The following is a 21905-nucleotide window of genomic DNA, read 5'->3' as shown; positions in this document are numbered from 1 at the left end:
CGCATTTCCACGCATTTTGGTACGCTTTTCACCCGTTTACGCCGTTTTCGCCGGTAACTGGAACCCCTCCAGCCCAGGCGAATGGAACCGTTCCGGCCCTTTCCAGAAGATCTGGCAACCCTATGACACAGCCGTCGCGCCAGAGAGCGGGGAGTGCCTGTAACGCTTCGACAGGAATTCCCAATCGTCTGGCATCAAGACCCTGCGCCCCACTTCCAAGAGCTCCAATAAGAGTTCCTTCAGGCACATCCTCTTGCAGGCATCGCCAGCGCCCATCCCAGAGAGGCTGCCCGGCAGCACAGACAGAGGCCTCTACAGACCGCATTTCTCTGACAAAGATAACGCCGTTCCCAAACCGCCCTGCTGCCCGCATAATCACGCCCCCGAGTGAGCCTTGTCCCTGCTTTATGAGTGACAGGACTTTCTCACGCGATGGACGATAACGACCGCCAGAAACCAACCGCACCAGAGCAGACACGCTGCCCTCGCAAACGCCGTTTTTTCTTAAGAAAACCCAGCCCGCAGGATGCCATACGGCCTCATTCGCCAGTAAGTCAGCTAGACCAGCATCTTTTAGCGCGCGGTTCAGCACAGCGCTCGCTTGCCACTCGCGAGCTTGAGTCCGCTCGCTCTGCGTCAGGTCCTGGCGCCATCGCACCCGTTCAAATCGACGGTTCTGATTGGAAGGATCTTCGACCCAACTCAGGCCGGCAGCCCGCAGCGTCCCTCTTAGGCGTTCCGGATGACAGGCCAATAGTGGCCGAACAATCCTGATCCGCCCCCGAATGGTAGATGCAGCAATCCCGGCCAAACCAGCTTGTCCGCTTCCTGCACCATACCGCATCGAGACGGTTTCATCCTGGTCATGGAGATGGTGCGCCACCAGAAGGTCCAGGCACCCTGCGTCAGCACATGCCCGTTCCAGAGCATCAAATCTCGCATCCCGGGCTCGCTCCTGAAGCCGCCCCTTTGGAAATGGCGCCAGAGTTAATACCCGGGCTTCCACGCCCATCTCGGACAGCCTTTGAGCCGTTAGTCTCGCTTCCGCCGCAGACTCGGGACGCAAGGCATGGTCAACAATGAAGGCGAGAACATGCTGACGCCAACGCCGTGCAAGCCATGCCAGCGCCAGAGAATCTGCGCCTCCGGAAACGGCAAGTCCAACCGGCGCAGTTGGCGCATCAGGCAACCAAGGCCCCAAAGACTCCACCCAGGCAGAAAACTCTGCCGCCTGAATGGGATTGTTCAGATCAATGACAGGCTGCACGTCCACGGAACGTTGCTGCTGCGGATTTCACGCGAGGCGTCGGCGTTGGGAACTCAGTCTTCAGCTTATCAAGCGCCTGACAGGCTGAATTCTTATCTCCCATAGCCAGGAGAGAAGCTGCAACGCCTAACAGGGAGTCCTGTGCCTTCGGCGTTTTCGGCGCTTTGTTGTAGGCGTCGTAATAGGCAACAGCAGACTCGCGATACTGCTTCTGACCGGCCAGAGACTGAGCCAGAAGGAATTGGGAATCCATCTTGCCGGAAGCGCTCTTGGCAGTCTTTATTGCAAAGCGCGCATTCGTCTCAGCATCTTCATACTTGCCCGCTTTTAAGGCCGCGTTCCCCAGCTTTAATGCATCAATAGCTGTCTTGGGAGCATCGTCAGAAGACGGAGACGCCGTTTCTGCTGCTTTCGGAGGTGTTGTCGAACTGCTGGCAGCAGCCGGGGCAGACGCGGCGGCGCCATTTCCACCATTCTGCGACGCAAACTGCATGTCTGAAATCTGCTTCGACAGATTAGCCTGCGTTTCCTTCTGCGCATTGCTTAGCTGATCCAGCTCCCCGCGCATCTGACGGTTCTGCTCTTCAAGGGCAGAAACACGCTCCAGAAGCTGTGCCGTCATGTTGCCGTCGGCTCCCGAGGTGGAAGAACCGCGCGACGACGAAGAGCTTGGAGCAGGCAGAGGCCCACTGTTCTGAATCTGGGAAAGCTGCTGACGGAGCGACGCAATTTCGTCCTGAAGAGCAATCGCCTCTCGGGAGGAAATACCCCCTCCATCCGACGCGTCCTGAGCCAGGGCTGGCAGGACAGGACAAAGCACAGAAAGCGCCGTTCCGAGCATGACGGCACGGAGGGGACGGGACAGGGCCATGCAAGATCTCCTGAAACATTCTCAGCGCCCGGCCTGGGCGCCCTCTCGCAATGACCGGCGAGTTCGGTTGATGAACAGTCTTAAAACAGAAACGGCCGGAGGATAAACTCCCCCGGCCGTTCAAACTGTCAGTCCGTCAGACGGATGACCTGGGTTCAGCGAACCGAGGTGATCGCGTTACGGTTCTGAGCCCATGAGGCTTCATCGTCACCGTCAGCGGTCGGACGATCCTTGCCGTAGGAGATCGTCGTGATGCGGGAAGCGCTCACGCCCTTGGCAACAAGATAGTCACGAGCAGCATTCGCACGACGCTGGCCGAGAGCAATGTTGTATTCTTCGGTGCCGCGATCATCGCAGTTACCAGCGATCTGAACGCTGACCTGCGGATACTTCGCGAGCCATGCAACCTGCTTGTCCAGCGTTGCACGAGCTTCTTCAGAAAGCTGGGATACATTCAGCTCGTAGAAGATACGGTCGCCAACATTGGCAACCAGGTCAGCTTCGCTGCCCGGCGTCGGGCCGGCTTCCTGCGTGGCTGCGCCAGCGCCGGTGCTGTTGCCCGTATCGGTTTTACCGTTGGAGCAGGCTGCGAGAACAAGCGCCAGACCAAGCGCACCAAACACCTTGAACTTCATGTGTCTCAACCCTGAGAACGGTTCCGTATCAGAAACCGAAATGCGGCATATTGCCGCGTTGTTCCGGACCACACACCTTTCCACTCAGGAACGCTCAAGAATCCTTAACGAACTCTCTGCGAACCACTGGAAAAGCACTGGCCACTAGCGCCCATACCCATGACTTAAATCCGGGGTCAAGCATCCTGTGAGGTGCTCCCCCCAAGCCAGAGAACGATTCTGTTTCGAAACTAGAAGATGCAACATAAATGTCACAGCACTTAGACAGGAATGTGGCGGAATTCTGCCAATTACTTTGCTGAATATTCTTTAATCCCTTTATCATCATGCAAGGCTTGCGCATCAGCCAAGCGTAGCTTGCGTGGCACATTGTGCCCGACAACTGGGGCGCTAAAGTCAGTTTATAGAAGATGCGATGGAAAGCTGGACTCTGGCGTCGGAGGAAAACACCTCAAATCGACTCCACACGAAGCTCTTGCATGCCCATTCTAAAAGCAGAATTGGTCTTTAATGCCCTTACGGCCGAGCGGTCGCTCCAGACCTTCTTTGGGGGAATACTCCCCGCTGACCATCGCCAGCAGGGAGGTAGAAACCTGTTCAGCCGTTCAGCGGAGACCAGGCGGGGTCAGACGCACCCGTTGCCGTGCGGATCGGGCGCTCATTAAAGCCTGTAATATCAATTGTACCGATTCCGGACGCGAACCCGGCACCACCGGCGCCCGAAGCGCTCTGACGGCAGAACGCAAGGACCCGGCCATTCGGGCAGAACGTCGGAGATTCAACTGTGAATCCCTGCGTCAGAATACGTTCACCCGTACCATCCGGGTTCATAACGCCAAGAGAGAAGCCGCCATGCCCAATGCGGGTAAAGGCAATCAGATCGCCACGAGGTGACCAGACCGGAGATCCATACTGGCCAGAGCCATAGGAAATCCGGCGTGCACCACCGCCCGATGCGCCCATGATGTAAAGCTGCGGGCTACCGCCACGATCGGAGTTGAATACGATCTGGCTGCCATCCGGGCTGAAGCACGGGCTGGTATCAATCGCACCACCAGAGCTGGTAATCTGATGCTTGCTGCGAGAAGCCAGATCCACAACAAAAATGTCAGATCCACCACCACGCGTTGCAGACAGAACAACGCGGCTTCCATCTGGAGAAAAGCGCGGCGCGAAGGAGATGCCGTCAAACTCACCCAGCATCTGCTGACGGCCAGAGCCCAGATCAAACAGATACACGCGCGGACGGTTGTTCGCATAAGACATGAACGCAACCTGATCGCGCGCCGGGTTGAAGCGCGGCGTCAGGGTCAGCCACTGGCCGCCTGTCAGCATCCGGGAATTGAACCCGTCCTGATCCATCAGCGCCAAACGGGTGATCTGATGACGGCGCGGCCCCGTACGGGCAATATAAGCGATACGGGTATCGAAGTACCCCTTCTCGCCCAACATCCGCTCATAGATCACATCAGCAATAATATGAGCAATCCGACGCCAGTTGGATTGCGAGGCCGTGTAGGCCGTGCCCTGAAGCTGCTCGCCGGCTACAACGTTCCACAGACGCATTTCCACACGAACACTGCCGGAGCCGATTGCGCGCCCCGCAACAGCAGCGCGTGCGCCCTGAGCCTTGAGCCCGCTGAAGTCCGGAGTGCCCGTAGGTGACACATCGCCTGTCATAACCTTGAACAGACCGGTTCCAGCCAGATCGGAAGAAATGACACTGGATATCTGTTCACCCATTCCGGCACCGAAGCTCGGAATGACAATGGGGATAGGCGCCTGACGGGCCTGATCTACGGTAATTTCAGCTTCTCCCGCCCCACCGGCCGCAGTTCCTTGTGCAAACGCGGAAAGCGGGGTTGCAAGAAGACCACCAGCCGCGGCTGTGGCACCGAGGATGGAACGGCGCGACAGCAGCGCGCTCAGAGCATCAGCTTCGGAATCGGAAATGAAGGTCATGATGATTCCTCTAGGGTTTACGGCCTGAAGACAAAACGCAGCTGATGCGTCTGGCCTAGCAGGTTGGAAGGAATGGGGAGATGGGCACAGGTCGGGCTCAGAACCGCATCCCGCGCACGCTCCGCCAGCACACGATAGGACGGATCTGCCGCCATCTTCGCTGCCGTATCCGGAGCATACTTCACAAGACGTGCCTCACCCGTTGCATCCACCGTCACAATCAGATGCGCGACAAAGCTCGCATAGTTCCGCGCTTCCGTGTCTTCCGTGTAGCAACGCCGCACGGAACCACCGATCGCCTTCTGATCCGCCATGGACAGAGACTTGGTGATATCGCCATTCGGCACACCGCCGCCATCCGGGGCTCCACCCTGTGGTGGATTGGCCTTCGCCTTGGGTGCATGCGTCTGCTTCTGGTCAGACCGGAAACTATCCAGCGTCGCCAAAAGAGAATGACTGTCCGCCTGCGTATTCTTGGACGCATTCGGCTGGGTCAGATGCGAGAACTTCGGCGTATCCGGCAGCTTGTCAGCCTTCTGTGTCTGCGGGCTCGGGGGAGCCACCATTGCAGACTTTGAAGGCGGAGACGGCTTCGGCGGAGACGCAGGAACAGGCTCAGGCGACGGCTCCGTAATTTTTGGCGGAAGCTTCGTCGGCGGCAGAGGCTGAGGCTTTGTCTCAGGCGTCGGCGGGACCGGCTGCGGCGGCGGTGGCGGCGGTGGCGGTTCTTCCGTCGGCGCCTTCAGAGGAGGCGTCGGAGACGGAGGAGCCTCGTTCTTCACGGGCGCAGGCGCAGGAGCCGGCTTCGGAGCCGGATGGTCAGCCTTGATGGGATGGGTAGGAGGCCCTGCCTCCTCAAATTCCATCTGAACCGCCGGAGGCTCCGGCGGTTCAGGTGGTTTCTCGAACGGGATCCGCACAACCAGGTACAGGATCAGTGCCGCATGGACACCGACTGAACCCAGAAGCGCGTTGCGAAAGCGACGCCTGTCCGAACGACGTGGACGCACCACTGTGGTGTCCTCTTACTGGCCGCTCTGAGGCTGCTGAGCCAGCAGTGCCACATGCGTAAAGCCGCCAGACGTAATCTGTCCCATGACCTGCATCACGCGACCATAGTCGATATGTGCATCAGCCCGGACAAAGATCCGATGGTTCGGATCGTTCTGGGACTGGACCTTGAGCTGGTCCACAAGCTGCTCGGGTGTGATCGGGTCTTCCCCCAGGTACAACGAACCATCGTTGCGCAGGGAAACCGTGATCGGCTTGGTGTCAGCATTGACCGGGCTGGCATCCGTCTTGGGCAGATCGACATTGACGCCACTGGTCATCATCGGCGCCGTCACCATGAAAATGATGAGCAGCACCAGCATGACGTCCACAAGCGGCGTAACGTTGATCTCAGACGCGGGGCGCCGACGACGGCCACCCATACGCCCACCTCCTCCAGCGGACATCCCCATGGATCAGGCCTTCCCGCTGGACGTCTCGTCCGCACGTTCTTCCGACTGACGGGAAAGAATGGCGGCAAATTCGGTCCCGAACGCATCCATGCGGTCCGCGAACTTGTCCAGCGAGTTGCTGATGACGTTATAGGCCACATAGGCCGGGATAGCGGTCACAAGACCGATCGCCGTTGCGAACAGAGCTTCGGAAATACCCGGAGCCACAACGGAGAGGTTGGTGTTGTGCATGGCAGCGATCGAGCCGAACGCATGCATGATACCCCAGACCGTTCCGAACAGTCCGACGAACGGCGCAACCGGGCCAATCGTGGCAAGGAAAATCACGCGGCGACCCAGACGGTCGTTTTCGCGCGAAACGGTGATGTTGATGGCACGGTCGATACGGTCCCGCACGCCACCGCGCGCCAGATCAATTCCGACAATTCGTGCCGAGCGACGCCATTCGCCCATGGCAGCGCCGAACACGGCGGCCATCGGATGAGTCGGGCGTGCGCCATCAGATTCGTAAAGGTCGTCCAGCGAACCGCCGGACCAGAAACGGTCTTCAAATTCCGTTGCTTCGCGATTGACGCGACGCATCAGAAGGATTTTTTCCGCAATGATCGCCCACACGCCTGCACTGCACAGGACGAGCCCGACCATGACCAGCTTAACGACGATGGACGCGTGCAGGAACAGGTCCAGAGGCGACAGACCGGCCGCACCGACCGCCCCAAGCGCACTCGAACTTACCTCATGATCCACTGTTCTCTCCTGTCCAGATCCTGTCCCTTACGGGTCAGGACTCTCCATTGCACTTCGTGAGGAAACAGGAAAGTGGGTCAGACCTCTCCAGCCTCGAGTTTTCGAACAGCATCACACCACCGAGGCGGAATTTTGGCAGGTTTCATGGCTTCGGCAGAAAGACACGCCAGCTCTACGTCAATGACGACGGCGGTTTCGTTGCCATTCGTGCTGTTTCGAACAGTTTGTTCAAGTTTCAACCGCGTTGGCGTCATTGCAACCAGCGCTGTCTCGATTTCCATTTCATCATCGAGTCGCAACGGCGCGCGATAACGCACCCCAACCTGCCGCACGACAAACGCCAGACCAAAATCGCGCAGAAGCTCCGTCACCGAAGCCCCTGCATCGCGCATGGCTTCACTGCGCGCACGTTCTGCAAAGCCGAGATAGCGGGCATGATAGACGATGCCACCTGCATCCGTGTCTTCGTAATAAACCCGGAAACGGATCTTATGCGTTGCCATCAGTTTCTCCGCTCATTGGCAGTGGCTCTTCAGCCTGCCGTGTCGTCGTCGAGCCCGGACAGAAGATCAACCTGGCTCGCTGGCGGGTTCAGGCCCAGATGTCTCCACCCAGCCTCACCCAACATGCGCCCCCGCGCTGTCCGCAGGATGAGCCCTTCCTGAATCAGATAAGGCTCGATGACGTCTTCCAGTGTGTCACGCGCCTCTGCCAGACCGGCAGCCAGCGTCTCAACACCCACAGGGCCACCATGGTGGTGCTCTGCGATACGCTGCAGATAGCGGCGGTCCATCGCATCCAGACCGCGCTCATCAACTTCAAGACGGGAAAGTGCGGCATCAGCCGTCGCGCGATCAATGATCGGCTTCTTCGCGACAAGCGCAAAATCCCGAACACGACGCAGAAGACGGCCCGCAATACGGGGAGTGCCGCGGGAACGACGGGCAATTTCCTCGGCTCCGTCATCATTCAGATGAACTCCGAGCTTCGTGGCGCCGCGTGATACGATCGCCCGTAGCTCTTCCGGCGTGTAGAACACCAACCGCAAAGGGATACCAAAACGATCCCGAAGAGGTGTTGCCAACAGACCTGCACGGGTTGTTGCGGCTACAAGCGTGAACGGCGCCAGATCAATCCGCACCGAACGCGCCGCCGGCCCTTCCCCGATAATCAGGTCGAGCTGGAAATCTTCCATCGCCGGATAGAGAATTTCCTCAATCGCCGGCTGAAGACGATGAATTTCATCGATAAACAGCACATCACGAGGCTGGAGATTTGTCAGGATTGCCGCAAGGTCTCCAGCACGCTGAATCACCGGCCCGGACGTCGCCCGAAATCCAACACCCAGTTCACGCGCCACAATCTGCGCCAGTGTCGTCTTACCCAGACCTGGCGGTCCATGCAGCAACACGTGATCCAGGGCATCTCCACGGGCCTTGGTTGCCTCGATGAAGATGGCCAGATTTTCACGGCTTGCTTTTTGCCCTGTAAAATCCGCGAGCGTTTCAGGCCGCAAGCCACCTTCGGCAATATCATCCGGCAGGCGTGCGGCGTCCGTTTCACGAAATTCGCTCATCGGGCGAGATCCTTAAGGCAAAGGCGGATTGCCAGATCAAGCGAGGCATTTTCGTTTTCGGCCAGAACACGACTGAGAACAGGCCAGGCCTCTGCCCGCCGAAAGCCGAGACCAGCCAAAGCCAGGAGCGCATCATTCTCGACGCTTGGCCCTGTCACCACGCCTGGCATCGGGGCGGACGCGCCACCACCGGGCATTTTGGCAACCTTGTTGCGAAGTTCGCTCAGAATTCGATCAGCAAGACGAGGGCCGACACCAGCCGCCCGCGTCAGCGAACCACGATCGCCCGCATTGATTGCCAGGAGAAGCTCACCGGGAGAGTTGGTCGAAAGGATCGCCAGCGCGACTTTGGCACCCACACCTTGCACGGTCGTCAACAGGCGGAACCACTCGCGTTCGTGCGTTGTCACGAACCCATACAGAAGGATCGCGTCTTCCCGAACAACGGTTTCGATCAGAAGACGCACGACTTCCGGAGGCTGCGGAACGGATGAGAGTGTGCGTGTTGACGCTGACACCACATAACCAACGCCATTGACGTCAACAATGCAGCGCTCTCCTTCGATCTGCCCGACGAGCCCTGTAAGCTGTCCAATCACGCCATCCGCCTTCCAGCCGTTACATAGGCCGCGCTTGCACGATAATGGGCATGGCAGATCGCTACAGCCAGCGCGTCCGAAGCATCAGCCTTGTAGATGGCGACGCCGGGCAAAAGCCGCTTCACCATCATCGTGACCTGTTCCTTCGTGGCAGATCCGGTTCCCACAACAGATTTCTTGACTGTCATAGCGCCATATTCCGCTACCGGAAGGCCTTCGTAAGCGGGCGTCAGAAGCGCCACGCCACGTGCATAACCGAGCTTGAGCGTGGAAGAGCCATTGCGGTTTACGTAAGTTTCCTCAACCGCTGCTTCGGCGGGAGCATACTCACGAATCAGATTCTGGAGTTTCCCGTGCAGCTCACAGAGCCGCAGGGGAACCGATTCATGACCATCTGTCGCAATCACACCAGAGGCCACATGCTTCAGGCGGTTGCCATCCACATCAATAATTCCCCAGCCCATGAAACGCAGGCCGGGGTCTATGCCCATCAGACGGATCAAGCGGCGAGCGCCTGCGCCACATCGTCTGGAAGATCAAAGTTGGCGTAAACAGCCTGAATATCGTCGTTATCTTCCAGAACGTCGATCAGCTTCAAAACCGTCCGGGCCTTCTCTTCATCCAGAGAAATGCTGTTTTCCGGACGCCAGTCGAGCTTGGCGGACTGTGGCTCGCCGAAACGACCCTCAAGAGCGTCACGCACTGCGAAGAAGTTTTCCATCTCGCAGGTGATCTCGTGCCCTTCCTCGGTCAGCACGGCATTATCCGCACCAGCCTCAATGGCGGCTTCCAGCATCTCGTCTTCAGAGGCGGCATTGACCGGATACGTCACAACACCCAGCCGCTGGAACATGAAGGACACGGAGTTCGATTCACCCAGCGAACCGCCATGCTTGGAGAACGCCGCACGAACTTCACCGGCCGTCCGGTTCCGGTTATCGGTCAGGCCTTCGACGATAATCGCCACGCCAGCCGGACCGTAGCCTTCGTAGCGCACTTCCACATAGTCTTCGCCGCCAGCAGCACCAGATGCCTTCTTGATGGCACGCTCGACGTTGTCTTTGGGCATGTTCGCTTCACGCGCTGCGGTAACAGCAGCACGCAGACGAGGGTTGGATGCCGGGTCAGGCAGACCGGACCGCGCTGCAACCGTAATTTCACGCAGGATCTTGGCAAACTGCTTGGCGCGCTTGGCATCCTGCGCACCTTTACGGTGCATGATGTTCTTAAACTGTGAATGACCGGCCATCGGTCGCTCCTTCCTCTACGGGTGTCAGAGGCTCAGACGAGCCTGCCATGACAGTGTTTGAACTTCTGGCCCGAGCCACACGGGCAAAGCGCATTGCGCGGCGTTTCTTCATACCACTGCTGAAGCGTCGCTGCATCCGGCTCGTTAACTGAGCCCGCGGCCGCAAACTGTGCCTGCGGCGCGGCAAAGCTCACAATAGGCTCTGGTTGCGTTAATGCGGGCGCTGCTGGCGGCGCTTCGAAGCTTTCATGGTGTGCTGAGCTATCGACCACCGGATATGGCGGCGGCTCACTCACAGCCTGGATCCGGCACATCGTCTGCGTCACACGCAGGCGCATATCATCCAGCATCGCCGTGAACATCTGGAAGGCTTCCTGCTTGTATTCGTTCAGCGGATCCCGCTGACCATACGCACGCAGGCCGATACCCTGGCGAAGCTGATCCAGCCCATGTAGATGCTCTTTCCAGACGGCATCGAACGTGGTGAGAACAACCTGCTTCTCGATCATGCGCATGAGGTCCGGCCCCATGTTGGCCGTCCGGGCAGCCTGAGCCTTCTGGGCTTCAGCTTCCACGCGCTCGATCACGCTGTCAGCGTCCATGCCGTCTTCCTTCGCCCAGTCAGCGATCGGAAGCTCAAGATTCAGGACGCGGGAAATTTCAGCCGTGAGCCCAGCCGTATCCCAAGCCTCGGCAAAGGATTTCTCAGGAATGTGGGCGTGAACCAGATCTTCGATGGTGTGCAGGCGCAGTTCCGCAATCACACCCGACAGATCTTCGGACGACATATATTCCTTGCGCTGGGAATAAACTTCCTTGCGCTGGTCATTCATGACGTCGTCGTATTTCAGCGTGTTCTTGCGCATGTCAAAGTTACGGGCTTCAACGCGCTTCTGAGCCTTCTCGACGGCCTTGTTCAGCCATGGGTGAACAATCGCCTCTCCTTCCTTCAGGCCCATCTTCTGCATCATCGCGCCCATACGGTCGCCAGAGAAAATGCGGATCAGATCGTCTTCAAGGGACAGGAAGAAGCGGGAATTACCCGGATCACCCTGACGTCCCGAACGGCCACGCAACTGGTTATCAACACGACGGCTCTCATGACGCTCTGTACCGATGACATACAGGCCGCCGGATTCATGAACCGCGCCATGATTGGCTTCGACGGCTGCACGGATTTCTTCGGTGATGCGCGCACGCTCTGCGTCATCCTCGATCCCATCCGTATAAGCATGGGTCAGCATCTCGATGTTGCCGCCCAGTTTGATGTCCGTTCCACGACCCGCCATGTTCGTGGCAATCGTAATCGCACCCGGCGCACCAGCCTGCGCAATGATACTGGCTTCTTTTTCATGATGACGCGCATTGAGCACGCTATGCTTGATGCCGCGCTGATCCAGAATGCTGGAGAGGTACTCACTTCTTTCGATGGACGTTGTCCCCACCAGGATTGGCTGCCCTTTGGCGCTCACTTCCTGGATCAGATCCGCAACGGCGTTATATTTTTCGCCCGCAGTCAGATAGACTTCATCGTCCGTATCAATCCGCTTGACGGCACGGTTCGTCGGAATTTCAACAACCGTCAGGTTATAGATTTCCGCAAACTCATCCGCTTCCGTCATGGCCGTACCCGTCATACCAGAGAGCTTCGGATACAGGCGGAAGTAGTTCTGGAATGTGATGGATGCGAGCGTCTGGTTTTCCTGCTGGATCTCGACGTGCTCTTTCGCTTCCAGCGCCTGATGCAGGCCATCGGAATAACGACGGCCATCCATCATACGTCCGGTGAATTCATCAATGATGATCACCTTGCCGTCACGGACGATGTAATCAACGTCCCGCGTGAAGAGCGTATAAGCGCGAAGCGACTGCTGGACGTGGTGAACGACAGCCACGTTATGAATATCGTACAGGCCACCTTCCTGCAGAACACCGTCCTGGTTCAGGAGCTCTTCGATACGGTGTGAGCCAGCTTCCGTCAGCGTAACACTGCGCAGCTTTTCATCCTTATCGTAAGCTTCCGGCTCCAGCACCAGCTTGGCCACAACCGCATCAACAGTCCGATAAAGGTCGGAGCTGTCATCTGCCGGGCCAGAAATGATCAGGGGCGTCCTGGCTTCGTCGATCAGGATGCTATCCACCTCATCCACGATTGCGTGGTTGAACGGACGCTGCACCATATCGCCGAGCGAATATTTCATATTGTCGCGCAGATAATCGAACCCGAACTCGTTATTCGTTCCGTAAGTAATATCTGCTGCGTAAGCTTCACGACGTTCCTCATCCCCCAGATTCGGGATGATCACGCCGGTTGTCAGACCAAGGAAGCTGTAAAGAACAGACATTTCCTCGGCATCACGACGGGCCAGATAATCGTTCACCGTCACAACATGCACGCCCTTGCCGGACAGCGCGTTCAGGTAAACAGCCAGCGTCGCAACAAGGGTCTTGCCCTCACCGGTCCGCATTTCCGCAATGCGACCGTCATGCAGAACCATCGCACCGATCAGCTGCACGTCAAAATGACGCTTGCCCAGAACACGGCGAGAAGCCTCACGGCAAACGGCAAAAGCTTCAGGCAGCAGTTTATCAAGGGTTTCGCCTTGGGCGACCCGCTCCTTGAACTCTACAGTCTTGTGCTGAAGCTGCTCGTCACTGAGCCCCTGAACCGTGGGCTCCAGAGCGTTGATCTCCGGCACACGGCGCTGATACGCCTTGAGCGAACGATCATTGGCGGAGCCGAAAAGGGCGCGTGCGAGGCGTGCGAACATGCTGAACCTTGAGATGCCGAGCACCCGGCCGGAAAAGCTCTTTCCACCATCGGAAAGACCTCCCAAACCGGGCAATGACGATTTTCACGTCAGGTGGAGATAGGACCCGTGTGCCCATGGGTCAATGGAGAGGGACCAGAGAAGGCCCTCAAAATACCCATTTCCGCTACGTGACGGAATGGTAAGGGTGCGCGCACTTGCAGGGTTGAGCGGCCTTTGTCATGGTGCAGTCCATTCGGTTTTTCTTATTCTTTATGGTCCGAGGTATTTTCATGCGGCTTTCCCGCTCCACTCTCGCCTGTGCAGCTCTTCTGGCTGGCACGTCGGTTTCGGCTCCCCTCGCATTTGCTGCTCCGGCCGCACCTGCTGCAACCGCTCCGGCCCCGGCTGCTGCACCTGCTCCGAACCCGGACATGGTGATTGCAACCGTTAACGGCGAAAAAATTACCTTGGGTGACGTTCAGCAGGCTGCTGGCAACCTGCCGCCGCAGGCTCGTCAGCTTCAGCCGTCCATGCTGATCCCGCTGCTGGTCAACCAGCTCGTCGATCAGAAGGCAATCCAGATTGCCGCTGGCAAGGAAGGCCTGACCAACAAGCCTGAAGTCAAGGAAGCCATGCAGAACGCCGCCAACAGCGCGCTGCAGAATGCTTATCTTGAAACCAAGGTTGGCCCGCAGATCACGGATGCTGCCCTGCACGACTACTACCAGACGCATTACGCCAACCAGAAGCCAGAGCAGGAAGTCCACGCTCGCCACATCCTCGTGGAGACGGAAGCACAGGCCAAGGACATCATCGCCCAGCTCAACAAGGGCGCTGATTTCGCCAAGCTTGCTGGCCAACTGTCCAAGGACAAGGGCTCCGCTGGTGCCAATGGTGGCGATCTGGGCTGGTTCAAGAAGGGCGACATGCTGCCGGCCTTCTCTGAAGCCGCTTTTTCCATGAAGCCGAACACAATCTCCCAGACGCCGGTTCACACGCAGTACGGTTACCACGTGATCCAGGTTCTGGGCTCCCGCACGGCTCCGATCCCGAGCTTTGACCAGATCCACGACCAGGTCCGTCAGGAACTGATCCGCGAGAAGGTTCGCCAGATCGTTCAGCAGGCTGAATCCCAGGTGAAGGTTGTTCACTTCGACGCACAGGGCAAGCCGGTCACGGCCGCTCCGGCACCGGCTCCAGTCAAGAAGTAAGACTAAGACCATGGCAAAGCCGATCCCCGTCTCTCCGCTGGCCCGTCCTCTCCCGGACCTTTCAACGGTTGCTGGTGTTCGGCTTTCCGCCGTCGCCGCGGGCGTCCGCTATCAGGGACGAACAGACCTGATGCTCGCGGAATTTGTCCCCGGCACGATTGTTGCAGGCGTTTACACCAAGAACGCCTGCCCTGGCGCACCCATCCTGTGGTGCCGCCAGGCTCAGACAACTCCCTATGCGCGCGCTCTTCTGGTCAATGCTGGAAACGCCAACGTCTTCACAGGACGGGCCGGAATTCAGGCCTGCGAAGACTGTGCAGACGCGGTGAGCAAGCTGCTCGACTGCCCCCCGCAGGACGTTTTCCTCTCATCGACAGGCGTCATTGGGGAAAAACTTCCACAGGATAGAATTATTGCGGCCCTGCCCGCCGCACAGGCTGGCCTCTCGGAAGATAACTGGGCACAGGCTGCCCGCGCCATCATGACGACGGATACCTTCCCCAAGGCCGCACGTCGTGACGTGACGATTGGTGGCAAGCCGGTTCGCCTTCAGGGTATTGCCAAGGGTTCTGGAATGGTCGCCCCCGACATGGCCACGATGCTGGCCTATGTCGCGACGGATGCGAAGCTTCCTCAGAATGTTCTCCAGTCCCTTCTGGCCTCCGGCTGCGCGCAGAGCTTCAATTCGATCACAGTCGATTCGGACACCTCCACGTCAGACACCCTGATGCTGTTCGCAACCGGCCTGGCCGATAATCCGGCCGTTGATGACGTCAACGATCCCGCTCTCGCCGAATTTACCCTCGCCCTGAATGACCTGCTTCTGGAGCTTGCCCTGCTGGTTGTCCGGGACGGTGAAGGTGCGACGAAGCAGATCCGCGTTGAAGTCACCGGTGCGGACTCCAATCTTTCCGCACACCGCATTGCGCTCTCGATTGCCAACTCGCCACTGGTCAAAACGGCCATCGCTGGTGAGGACGCAAACTGGGGCCGTGTCGTGATGGCTGTAGGCAAGAGTGGTGAACCCGCAGACCGTGACCTTCTGTCCGTCGCCATCGGCGGAACCTGGATCGCGCGCGATGGCGGCGTTGTCGAGAACTACGATGAAGCCCCTGTCGTCGCACACATGAAGGGCCAGGACATCGAAATTACAGTCGATATGGGGCTTGATGATGGACAGGCCCGCGTGTGGACGTGTGACCTGACGCATGGCTACATCGACATCAATGGTTCTTACCGCAGCTAGAGCGATCAACACGAGAGCGGGAGCGGGGGTTGTGCAGCCCTCCGCCTCCCGTTAGCACAGGTATCGCTCCAATTGGCGGGCGCTTGGTATGAGGAAACTGTCCATGTCTGCTGCAACTCGTGTCGTTGTTCTCGGTGGCGGTGTCGGAGGTCTTGAGGCTGCTACGGCCCTTGGTCGCCGAAACAACATAGCCGTGACACTCGTTGACCGCAGTCCGGTCCATTACTGGAAGCCTTCCCTGCATGAATTTGCAGCAGGCACGATGCAGCACGACGGCAACTGTATTCCTTTCGCGGAAACGGCTGGAAAATTCGGTTTCAGCTTTGTCCAGAGCCTACCTACCGCTGTTGACCGTACCGCCCAGACGGTCACGCTCGAAAACGGCAGCACCCTCCCCTACGATTATCTGGTTGTCGCTCTGGGTTCCCGCGCCAATGACTTCGGCATTCCGGGTATCGTCGATCACTGTCGCTTCATTGATAACCTTAATGATGCCGACACGCTGTACTCCGAATTTCGCAAGGCCCTTCAGGCAGCTCGCGCAGCTGGTCAGAAGCTGAGCCTAGGCATTGTTGGTGGTGGTGCCACAGGTGTTCAGCTCGCCGCCGAGCTTTGCAAAGCCATTGATGAAGCGCCCGGCCTTGGCCCATCAGTCCGCAAGACAGGCCTTGATGCTGTTCTGATCGAAACCGGGCCGCGCATTCTGCCCGCATTCCCGGAAGCCGTTTCCACAGCGGCAGCCAGTCAGCTCGAAAAGCTCGGCATCTCTGTTCGCACCGGCGCTATGGTTGTCGGCGCGGACGAGCATGGCTTCAATCTCAAGTCCGGCGAACAGATTCCTGCGACGCTCCGAATCTGGGCTGCTGGTGTCCGTGCCTCTGATGCCACCAGCCTGTTCGATGGCCTGGAACGTGGCCGCGCAGGCCAGCTTGGCGTGACGCAGACGCTTCAGACAACTGAAGACGCCAAGATCTTCGCGATTGGCGACTGCGCCCGCATTGACGCTGCGCCAGTGGCCCCAACGGCTCAGGCTGCCCGCCAGCAAGGGCAGTATGTTGGGCGTGTCCTGCCGCAGATCATTGCCGGCCAGACACCTGCCGCATTCGTTTACAATGATCGCGGCGCTGTCGTGGCATTGGGTGATTATAACGGCTGGGGTATGCTGGATGCCAACCGCAGCTTTGGTGGGGGTCTGCTGTCTGGCCTGTTTGCACGCCTCATTCACGAAGGGCTGTACCGCCAGCATCAGGCTGGTATCGTGGGTCTGGTAAAGACGGCTTGCACGACGGCGAAAGAGCATCTTTCTCCCGTGAAGCCAGACCTCGGCGCCTGAAACTGCCCGACAGATGTGACCGTCGGGCCTTGTCATCACCAAGTGAGCAGACATGACCGACGCACTTCTGCCTTCCACGTTCGATCAGACCATGCAACGGGTCGAAACGATCCTGTCTGACAAGGGCTTCAAGTTCCTCCAGGCGGACACCATGCGTCCGCTTCTGGAGCATGAAGGCCTGACAGACTGGGACACTTTTGCCGCCAGTTGGAACAACCTCGGTCTTGATCTCTATATGGCCGATGGAGGCCGCTATCGGCGTCGTCGCTATGCGACGTTTGCGGTCAGTTCCTCAAACATCACGCGCAAACCGAATCAGCCCCATTATCAAAGTCGCGATCACAACCTGCTTAATGGTGGCATCGAACGCTGGTTCGGGCCCATTGAAGACACGATCGCCACTCATCCGGCCATGCTGGCAGCCATTCGGACAATTGGTCGATTCGCAGACGCCCTGACGCCATCCGAATCACGCCCTGAAACGTGGCACGCAGAGGTTCACCAGTTCCGCATTGAAGCGAACCCCAACAGTGAGGGGCGCCCTACCCCGGAAGGCATGCATCGCGATGGCGTAGACTGGGTGCTCGTCCTGATGATCGGCCGTCACAACGTCGAGCAGGGTGTGACGACAATTCACGATGATCAGAAAGACCTTCTGGGATCATTCACCCTGACCCAGCCATTTGATGCTGCAATTGTGGACGATCATCGCGTTTATCATGGCGTGACAGCCGTCACACCACAGGATGCAGACAAGCCTGCCTATCGCGATGTGCTGGTTATTACCCTTCGCCACGAATAAACCTGAAATCTCCAATGGATCGACAGGCTTAATTCCGTGTTAAGAATAACATCATGACGATCCAGCAGATTCTTTCCCGTATCCGGCTTCGCCATCTGGCGCTGCTTACAGTCTCAGCCCTCTCGGTCGCCGCAACGGTGAGCGCTGCGACAACACATCACCGGACGCATCATACGCGTCGGGCTAACGCCGTGGGGACAGGGGCCGCACCGGTTATCCTGTCTGCCCATCCCGGCACGCAGCTTGATATTGATGCGCGCAAACTGAACACGGACGATCTGGAAGATGCCGCCAAGCATCACGATCATCCGGTCGTGCTCGTCGGCTCTGCCCCGCTATCCGCAGGCAAGAATGATGAAGCCCTGTTCGTTCAGCTTCAGTCGGCCCGCCTCTGTGGGTCTGCTGGCTGCACCACATCCGTGTATCTGCGCCATAACGACAGCTGGAAGACGGTTCTGGATTCCGTGAACGGCGATATTTCCGTTCTCCCCACACGCCACAAAGGCATGCATGACCTTCTCGTTGGCAAGAACGACAAGTGGATCTGGGACGGCAATGAGTATCAGGACACGCTCAGCGCGCCACCCATGCCCAAAATGAACGGGCCAAACTGACAATTTTCAGGAAAGTCTGGAGCGGGTGAAGGGAATCGAACCCTCGTATGCAGCTTGGGAAGCTGCCGTTCTACCATTGAACTACACCCGCGACGTCGCTACTTATACCCCCCCCTTCGCGCCTCTGCAATCCATGCCGAAGGGGTGTTGACGCAAAACCACTCCTCGGCCCATAGTCCGCTCGTGAAATGGCCATAAAGACCGTTTCATCCTCGTGATTTGAGCGGCCGGCTTGCGGCGAGGATAAATAATTGCGCTAAAGAGGCCCTGCGGTTTTCCATCCAAGATTTCCCAGGACTTCCACGGCCCGCCACATGCTTTCCGCCTGTCTGGGTGGAAACCTTATGGAGGGACTGATTTATGTCTTCAGAAAACTGGCGTACTGCCACCCGTCTCCTGCACGACGCACCGAACCGCACTGAATTCGGTGAAACGTCCGAAGCCATTTTCCTGACATCCGGCTTTGTCTACGATAGCGCTGAACAGGCTGCGGCGACGTTTACGGGTGACGTTGAGCACTTCCAGTACTCCCGCTTCGGCAACCCCACTGTTGACACGCTTCAGGAGCGCCTAGCTCTGCTCGAAGGTGCGGAAGCCTGCATCGCGACTTCTACAGGCATGGGTGCCGTTTCTTCGGCTCTTCTGGCCCATGTGAAAACTGGGGAGCGCGTTGTCGCATCTCGCGCCATCTTTGGGTCCTGTTACTGGATCGTCACCAGCCTGCTGCCGCGCTACGGCATTGAGACGGAACTAGTCGATGGTGATGACTATGAGGCATGGGAGCGCGCGCTGTCCCGCCCGACAGCCGCTGTTCTGATTGAAAGCCCGTCCAACCCAATGCTGGACGTTCTCGATATCCAGCGCATTGCAGACCTTGCTCACAAGGCAGGCGCGCTGCTGATGGTGGACAACGTGTTTGCTTCCCCCATCGGACAGTCTCCCCTCAAGCTTGGTGCTGACGTCGTGCTGTATTCCTGCACGAAGCACATTGATGGTCAGGGCCGTGTTCTGGGTGGCGCTGTTCTGGGCAGCGACAAATGGATCAAGGAGACCCTGCAGCCCTTCACCCGCAACACGGGCAACGCGCTGTCTCCGTTCAATGCATGGGTGCTGCTGAAGGGGCTGGAAACTCTCAAGCTTCGGACCGAAGCCATGGCGCGCAATGCTGCAGATGTCGCAGATGCACTTGCTGGCCTGCCGGGCGTCGTGAATGTCCGCTATCCCGGCCGTAGCGATCATCCGCAGCATGAACTTGCTCAGAAGCAAATGAGCAACGGTGGATCTCTCGTCGCTTTCGAAGTCGAAAACGGTAAGGCCGGCGCTTTCGCATGCCTCAACGCCTTCGGCCTCATCGCAATTTCCAACAATTTGGGTGACGCCCGCAGCCTGGCCACGCATCCGGCAACCACGACGCATATGCGTGTTGGCGAAGATGAACGCGCACGTCTGGGCATCACTGACGGCGTGATTCGTCTTTCCGTTGGTCTGGAAGATGCAGCCGATCTGATTGCAGACGTCACCGCCGGTGCCGCTGCTGCTCACGCTGCAAAATAAGTTTTCCTGACAAAGGCGCGGGATGACATTAGAATGGCGTTATGCCTGACAAGTCATCCCAACCCCATCTCCTGGCTGATCCGGAAGCGGCAATGGCCGAAGCCATGGAAAACGCCCCCCGTTTCAGCCAGATCACGGACGACGTGACCGTAACCGTCCGCACGTTCTGGCTGGACGACCAGTCCCAGCCGGAAGACCACCGGTTTGCGTGGGCTTATCATATCTGCATCGAAAATGGCCGGGAGGACACCTTCCAGCTGATTTCCCGCAGTTGGGAAATCGTGGATGGCCTCGGGCGGACCGAGCATGTTCACGGAGATGGCGTTGTCGGCGAACAGCCCATCATCGGTTCGAAAGACCAGTATGATTATACGTCTGGCGCCATGCTCACCACGCCAAGCGGTTTCATGCGCGGCACGTACCACATGCTCGAGCCTGTTTCAGGCCAGCGCTTTGACGTGCATATCCCCACGTTCAGCCTCGACAGCCCCCACGAAGCCGGGCTGCTGCACTAACTCCTGACACCACCCTTGACGTTGCGCGCCCGGCAGCCCATTCCTGCGCGCATGCGTATTGCTGCCCTTCTTCTCGCCGCCGGTCGTGGCCGGCGCTTTGCAGCTGGCTCGCCCGAAGGTGAGGGCTCCAGCAAGCAATTCCGGATGCTGCGGGGAAAACCCGTCATCCGCCGTGCCGCTGAAGCTCTGCTTCCACACGTGGACATCCTGCTTCCCGTAGGAGATGACCCACTGCTGGCTGACAGTCTGGCCGGGCTGAATGTTCTGCCGCCTGTATCAGGCGGCGCAGAGCGTCATGACAGTGTACGCAACGGACTGGAAACGCTCGCTAATCTGGCAGAGCCCCCGGATCTCGTGCTTGTCCATGACGGAGCACGCCCCTGCGTCCCTCCCGAGGTGGTTCAAAACGTCATTGAAGCACTGAAGGCCCATGCCGGTGTTATCCCAGCCGTTGCGGTCAGCGATACGATCAAGAAAGTAGAAAACGGGATCATTGTCGATACCGTCTCCCGTGAAGGCCTGTGGCGCGCACAGACCCCGCAGGGCTTTCACTTCCCGACCCTGCTCGAACTTCACCGAACCCAACGTGATGCCCGCACCGATGATGCCGCATTACTGGAACATGCAGGCCATCCGGTCGCAATCGTTCAGGGCTCGGACAACAATATCAAACTGACAGTTGCGGAGGATCTGATGCGTCTTGAAGGTGTAATCGACGGCAACCTGCTGCCCCGCGTTGGGCTTGGCTATGACGTCCACGCATTCGAGGAAGGCCGCAAGCTGATCCTCTGCGGTATTGAAGTTCCCCATACGAAGGGTCTGGCCGGTCATTCAGACGCCGATGTCGGCATCCATACGCTATGTGACGCCATTTATGGTGCGCTGGCTGAGGGCGACATTGGGCGTCATTTCCCACCAACGGACAACGAGTGGAAAGACATGGATTCCGCCCGCTTCCTGGTTCATGCGGGCGAACGTATCCGTGCCCGTGGCGGCTTCCTCGTCAACGCGGACATCACTCTGATCTGCGAACGCCCGAAAATCGGCCCTCATGCCAAGGCGATGCAGGACCGTCTGGCAGAGCTGCTGCAAGTGAATGTCAGCCGTATCTCCGTGAAGGCCACCACGTCCGAGCGTCTCGGCTTCACAGGCCGCGAAGAAGGGATTGCAGCGACTGCTGCCGTCAGCATTATGGTGCCGGATAACGGAGACGCCTGAACGTCCGAGTTTACTTTCGGGAAAAATTCCAGAGCCCATTCTTCATCGTGGAGAGTGGGCTTTTTTATGTCACAGTAAAAAAGATAAGCCTGACAGGTTCTCAGGCCCAATCAGCCGCGTCTCAACCGTGAATAGCGCAGACCACGACAATAATCGGCGTTGCAGCTAGCAGAAGCCATGCCCCCATGGAGCACTTTGCTACAAGACGTGTACCCATGTGACGCATGGGACGACTGACGGATACCGACATATCTTCCTCGACTCTGACATTGCAGGACAGAGCGGAAACT

General features: G+C 58.3%; 22 protein-coding genes, 1 tRNA gene and 1 riboswitch. Of the genes, 8 read left to right on the top strand and 15 right to left on the bottom strand.

What is annotated here, in order from left to right:
- Positions 1–28 precede the first annotated feature (28 nt).
- From tilS to secA, 13 genes are all read right to left on the bottom strand, one after another.
- Positions 29–1273: a tRNA lysidine(34) synthetase TilS gene (gene tilS, locus JN414_RS01605; RefSeq protein WP_237389822.1), complete on the bottom strand. Its 1245-nt coding sequence runs from the start codon at positions 1271–1273 to the stop codon at positions 29–31.
- Entirely contained in the window at positions 1251–2138 is an 888-nt protein-coding gene (locus tag JN414_RS01600) for a tol-pal system YbgF family protein (protein WP_202206414.1), read from the bottom strand. The genes tilS and JN414_RS01600 overlap by 23 nt, the downstream gene beginning before the upstream one ends.
- Positions 2139–2293: 155 nt before the next feature.
- On the bottom strand, positions 2294–2773 hold the full coding sequence (pal, locus tag JN414_RS01595) for a peptidoglycan-associated lipoprotein Pal (RefSeq protein WP_202206413.1): 480 nt from the start codon (positions 2771–2773) through the stop codon (positions 2294–2296).
- Between the two features lie 597 nt (positions 2774–3370).
- Complete coding sequence (gene tolB / locus JN414_RS01590; protein WP_202206412.1) at positions 3371–4735, bottom strand: Tol-Pal system beta propeller repeat protein TolB; 1365 nt, start codon at positions 4733–4735, stop codon at positions 3371–3373.
- Between the two features lie 17 nt (positions 4736–4752).
- Entirely contained in the window at positions 4753–5748 is a 996-nt protein-coding gene (locus tag JN414_RS01585; RefSeq protein ID WP_086634400.1) for an energy transducer TonB, read from the bottom strand.
- Positions 5749–5760: 12 nt separating this feature from the next.
- Entirely contained in the window at positions 5761–6198 is a 438-nt protein-coding gene (tolR, locus tag JN414_RS01580; RefSeq protein ID WP_046899937.1) for a protein TolR, read from the bottom strand.
- Between the two features lie 3 nt (positions 6199–6201).
- Positions 6202–6945, bottom strand: coding sequence for a protein TolQ (tolQ, locus tag JN414_RS01575; protein ID WP_046899938.1), 744 nt, complete (start codon positions 6943–6945; stop codon positions 6202–6204).
- Positions 6946–7022: 77 nt separating this feature from the next.
- Positions 7023–7448, bottom strand: a complete 426-nt coding sequence (ybgC, locus tag JN414_RS01570) for a tol-pal system-associated acyl-CoA thioesterase (protein ID WP_046899939.1) — start codon at positions 7446–7448, stop codon at positions 7023–7025.
- Positions 7449–7477: 29 nt separating this feature from the next.
- Positions 7478–8521 (bottom strand): Holliday junction branch migration DNA helicase RuvB, encoded by a 1044-nt coding sequence (ruvB, locus tag JN414_RS01565; protein WP_046899940.1) that lies wholly within the window; start codon positions 8519–8521, stop codon positions 7478–7480.
- On the bottom strand, positions 8518–9120 hold the full coding sequence (gene ruvA / locus JN414_RS01560) for a Holliday junction branch migration protein RuvA (RefSeq protein WP_202206411.1): 603 nt from the start codon (positions 9118–9120) through the stop codon (positions 8518–8520). Before ruvA ends, ruvB begins: the two co-directional genes overlap by 4 nt.
- Positions 9117–9623 (bottom strand): crossover junction endodeoxyribonuclease RuvC, encoded by a 507-nt coding sequence (gene ruvC / locus JN414_RS01555; RefSeq protein ID WP_046899942.1) that lies wholly within the window; start codon positions 9621–9623, stop codon positions 9117–9119. The genes ruvA and ruvC overlap by 4 nt, the downstream gene beginning before the upstream one ends.
- The gene (locus tag JN414_RS01550; RefSeq protein ID WP_202206410.1) at positions 9620–10369 is read right to left on the bottom strand and encodes a YebC/PmpR family DNA-binding transcriptional regulator; all 750 of its coding nucleotides are present in this window, start codon (positions 10367–10369) and stop codon (positions 9620–9622) included. The genes ruvC and JN414_RS01550 overlap by 4 nt, the downstream gene beginning before the upstream one ends.
- A gap of 32 nt (positions 10370–10401) precedes the next feature.
- Entirely contained in the window at positions 10402–13140 is a 2739-nt protein-coding gene (gene secA / locus JN414_RS01545; RefSeq protein WP_202206409.1) for a preprotein translocase subunit SecA, read from the bottom strand.
- Positions 13141–13412: 272 nt separating this feature from the next.
- Here secA and JN414_RS01540 point away from each other — a divergent pair, with 272 nt between their 5' ends.
- The 5 genes from JN414_RS01540 (at position 13413) to JN414_RS01520 (ending at position 18328) form a co-directional block, all read left to right on the top strand.
- On the top strand, positions 13413–14333 hold the full coding sequence (locus JN414_RS01540) for a peptidylprolyl isomerase (RefSeq protein ID WP_099211107.1): 921 nt from the start codon (positions 13413–13415) through the stop codon (positions 14331–14333).
- 10 nt (positions 14334–14343) lie between these two features.
- Complete coding sequence (gene argJ, locus JN414_RS01535) at positions 14344–15579, top strand: bifunctional glutamate N-acetyltransferase/amino-acid acetyltransferase ArgJ (RefSeq protein ID WP_046899945.1); 1236 nt, start codon at positions 14344–14346, stop codon at positions 15577–15579.
- A gap of 103 nt (positions 15580–15682) precedes the next feature.
- Positions 15683–16912, top strand: a complete 1230-nt coding sequence (locus JN414_RS01530) for an NAD(P)/FAD-dependent oxidoreductase (RefSeq protein WP_202206408.1) — start codon at positions 15683–15685, stop codon at positions 16910–16912.
- Between the two features lie 52 nt (positions 16913–16964).
- The gene (locus JN414_RS01525) at positions 16965–17714 is read left to right on the top strand and encodes a 2OG-Fe dioxygenase family protein (RefSeq protein WP_202206407.1); all 750 of its coding nucleotides are present in this window, start codon (positions 16965–16967) and stop codon (positions 17712–17714) included.
- Between the two features lie 53 nt (positions 17715–17767).
- The gene (locus JN414_RS01520) at positions 17768–18328 is read left to right on the top strand and encodes a hypothetical protein (RefSeq protein ID WP_202206406.1); all 561 of its coding nucleotides are present in this window, start codon (positions 17768–17770) and stop codon (positions 18326–18328) included.
- A 17-nt stretch (positions 18329–18345) separates the two neighbouring features.
- On the opposite strand, the gene JN414_RS01515 is transcribed toward JN414_RS01520, so the two are convergent.
- Positions 18346–18419, bottom strand: a tRNA-Gly gene (locus JN414_RS01515).
- 110 nt (positions 18420–18529) lie between these two features.
- Positions 18530–18609, top strand: a riboswitch (SAM riboswitch).
- Between the two features lie 79 nt (positions 18610–18688).
- On the opposite strand from JN414_RS01515, the gene metZ reads away from it, so the two are divergent.
- From metZ to JN414_RS01500, 3 genes are read left to right on the top strand one after another with little or no spacing between them, the layout of a single operon-like run.
- On the top strand, positions 18689–19882 hold the full coding sequence (gene metZ / locus JN414_RS01510; RefSeq protein ID WP_064273847.1) for an O-succinylhomoserine sulfhydrylase: 1194 nt from the start codon (positions 18689–18691) through the stop codon (positions 19880–19882).
- Between the two features lie 41 nt (positions 19883–19923).
- The gene (apaG, locus tag JN414_RS01505) at positions 19924–20397 is read left to right on the top strand and encodes a Co2+/Mg2+ efflux protein ApaG (RefSeq protein WP_202206405.1); all 474 of its coding nucleotides are present in this window, start codon (positions 19924–19926) and stop codon (positions 20395–20397) included.
- Between the two features lie 51 nt (positions 20398–20448).
- Positions 20449–21615, top strand: a complete 1167-nt coding sequence (locus tag JN414_RS01500) for a bifunctional 2-C-methyl-D-erythritol 4-phosphate cytidylyltransferase/2-C-methyl-D-erythritol 2,4-cyclodiphosphate synthase (RefSeq protein WP_202206779.1) — start codon at positions 20449–20451, stop codon at positions 21613–21615.
- Between the two features lie 121 nt (positions 21616–21736).
- Here JN414_RS01500 and JN414_RS17115 read toward each other — a convergent pair whose 3' ends face one another.
- Positions 21737–21865, bottom strand: a complete 129-nt coding sequence (locus JN414_RS17115) for a hypothetical protein (protein ID WP_015072348.1) — start codon at positions 21863–21865, stop codon at positions 21737–21739.
- Positions 21866–21905: the final 40 nt, after the last annotated feature.

Source organism: Gluconobacter sp. Gdi (assembly GCF_014132155.1).
GTDB lineage: Bacteria > Pseudomonadota > Alphaproteobacteria > Acetobacterales > Acetobacteraceae > Gluconobacter.
Note: the sequence above shows the minus strand (reverse complement) of the source record. Positions and strands in the feature narration are given on the sequence as shown.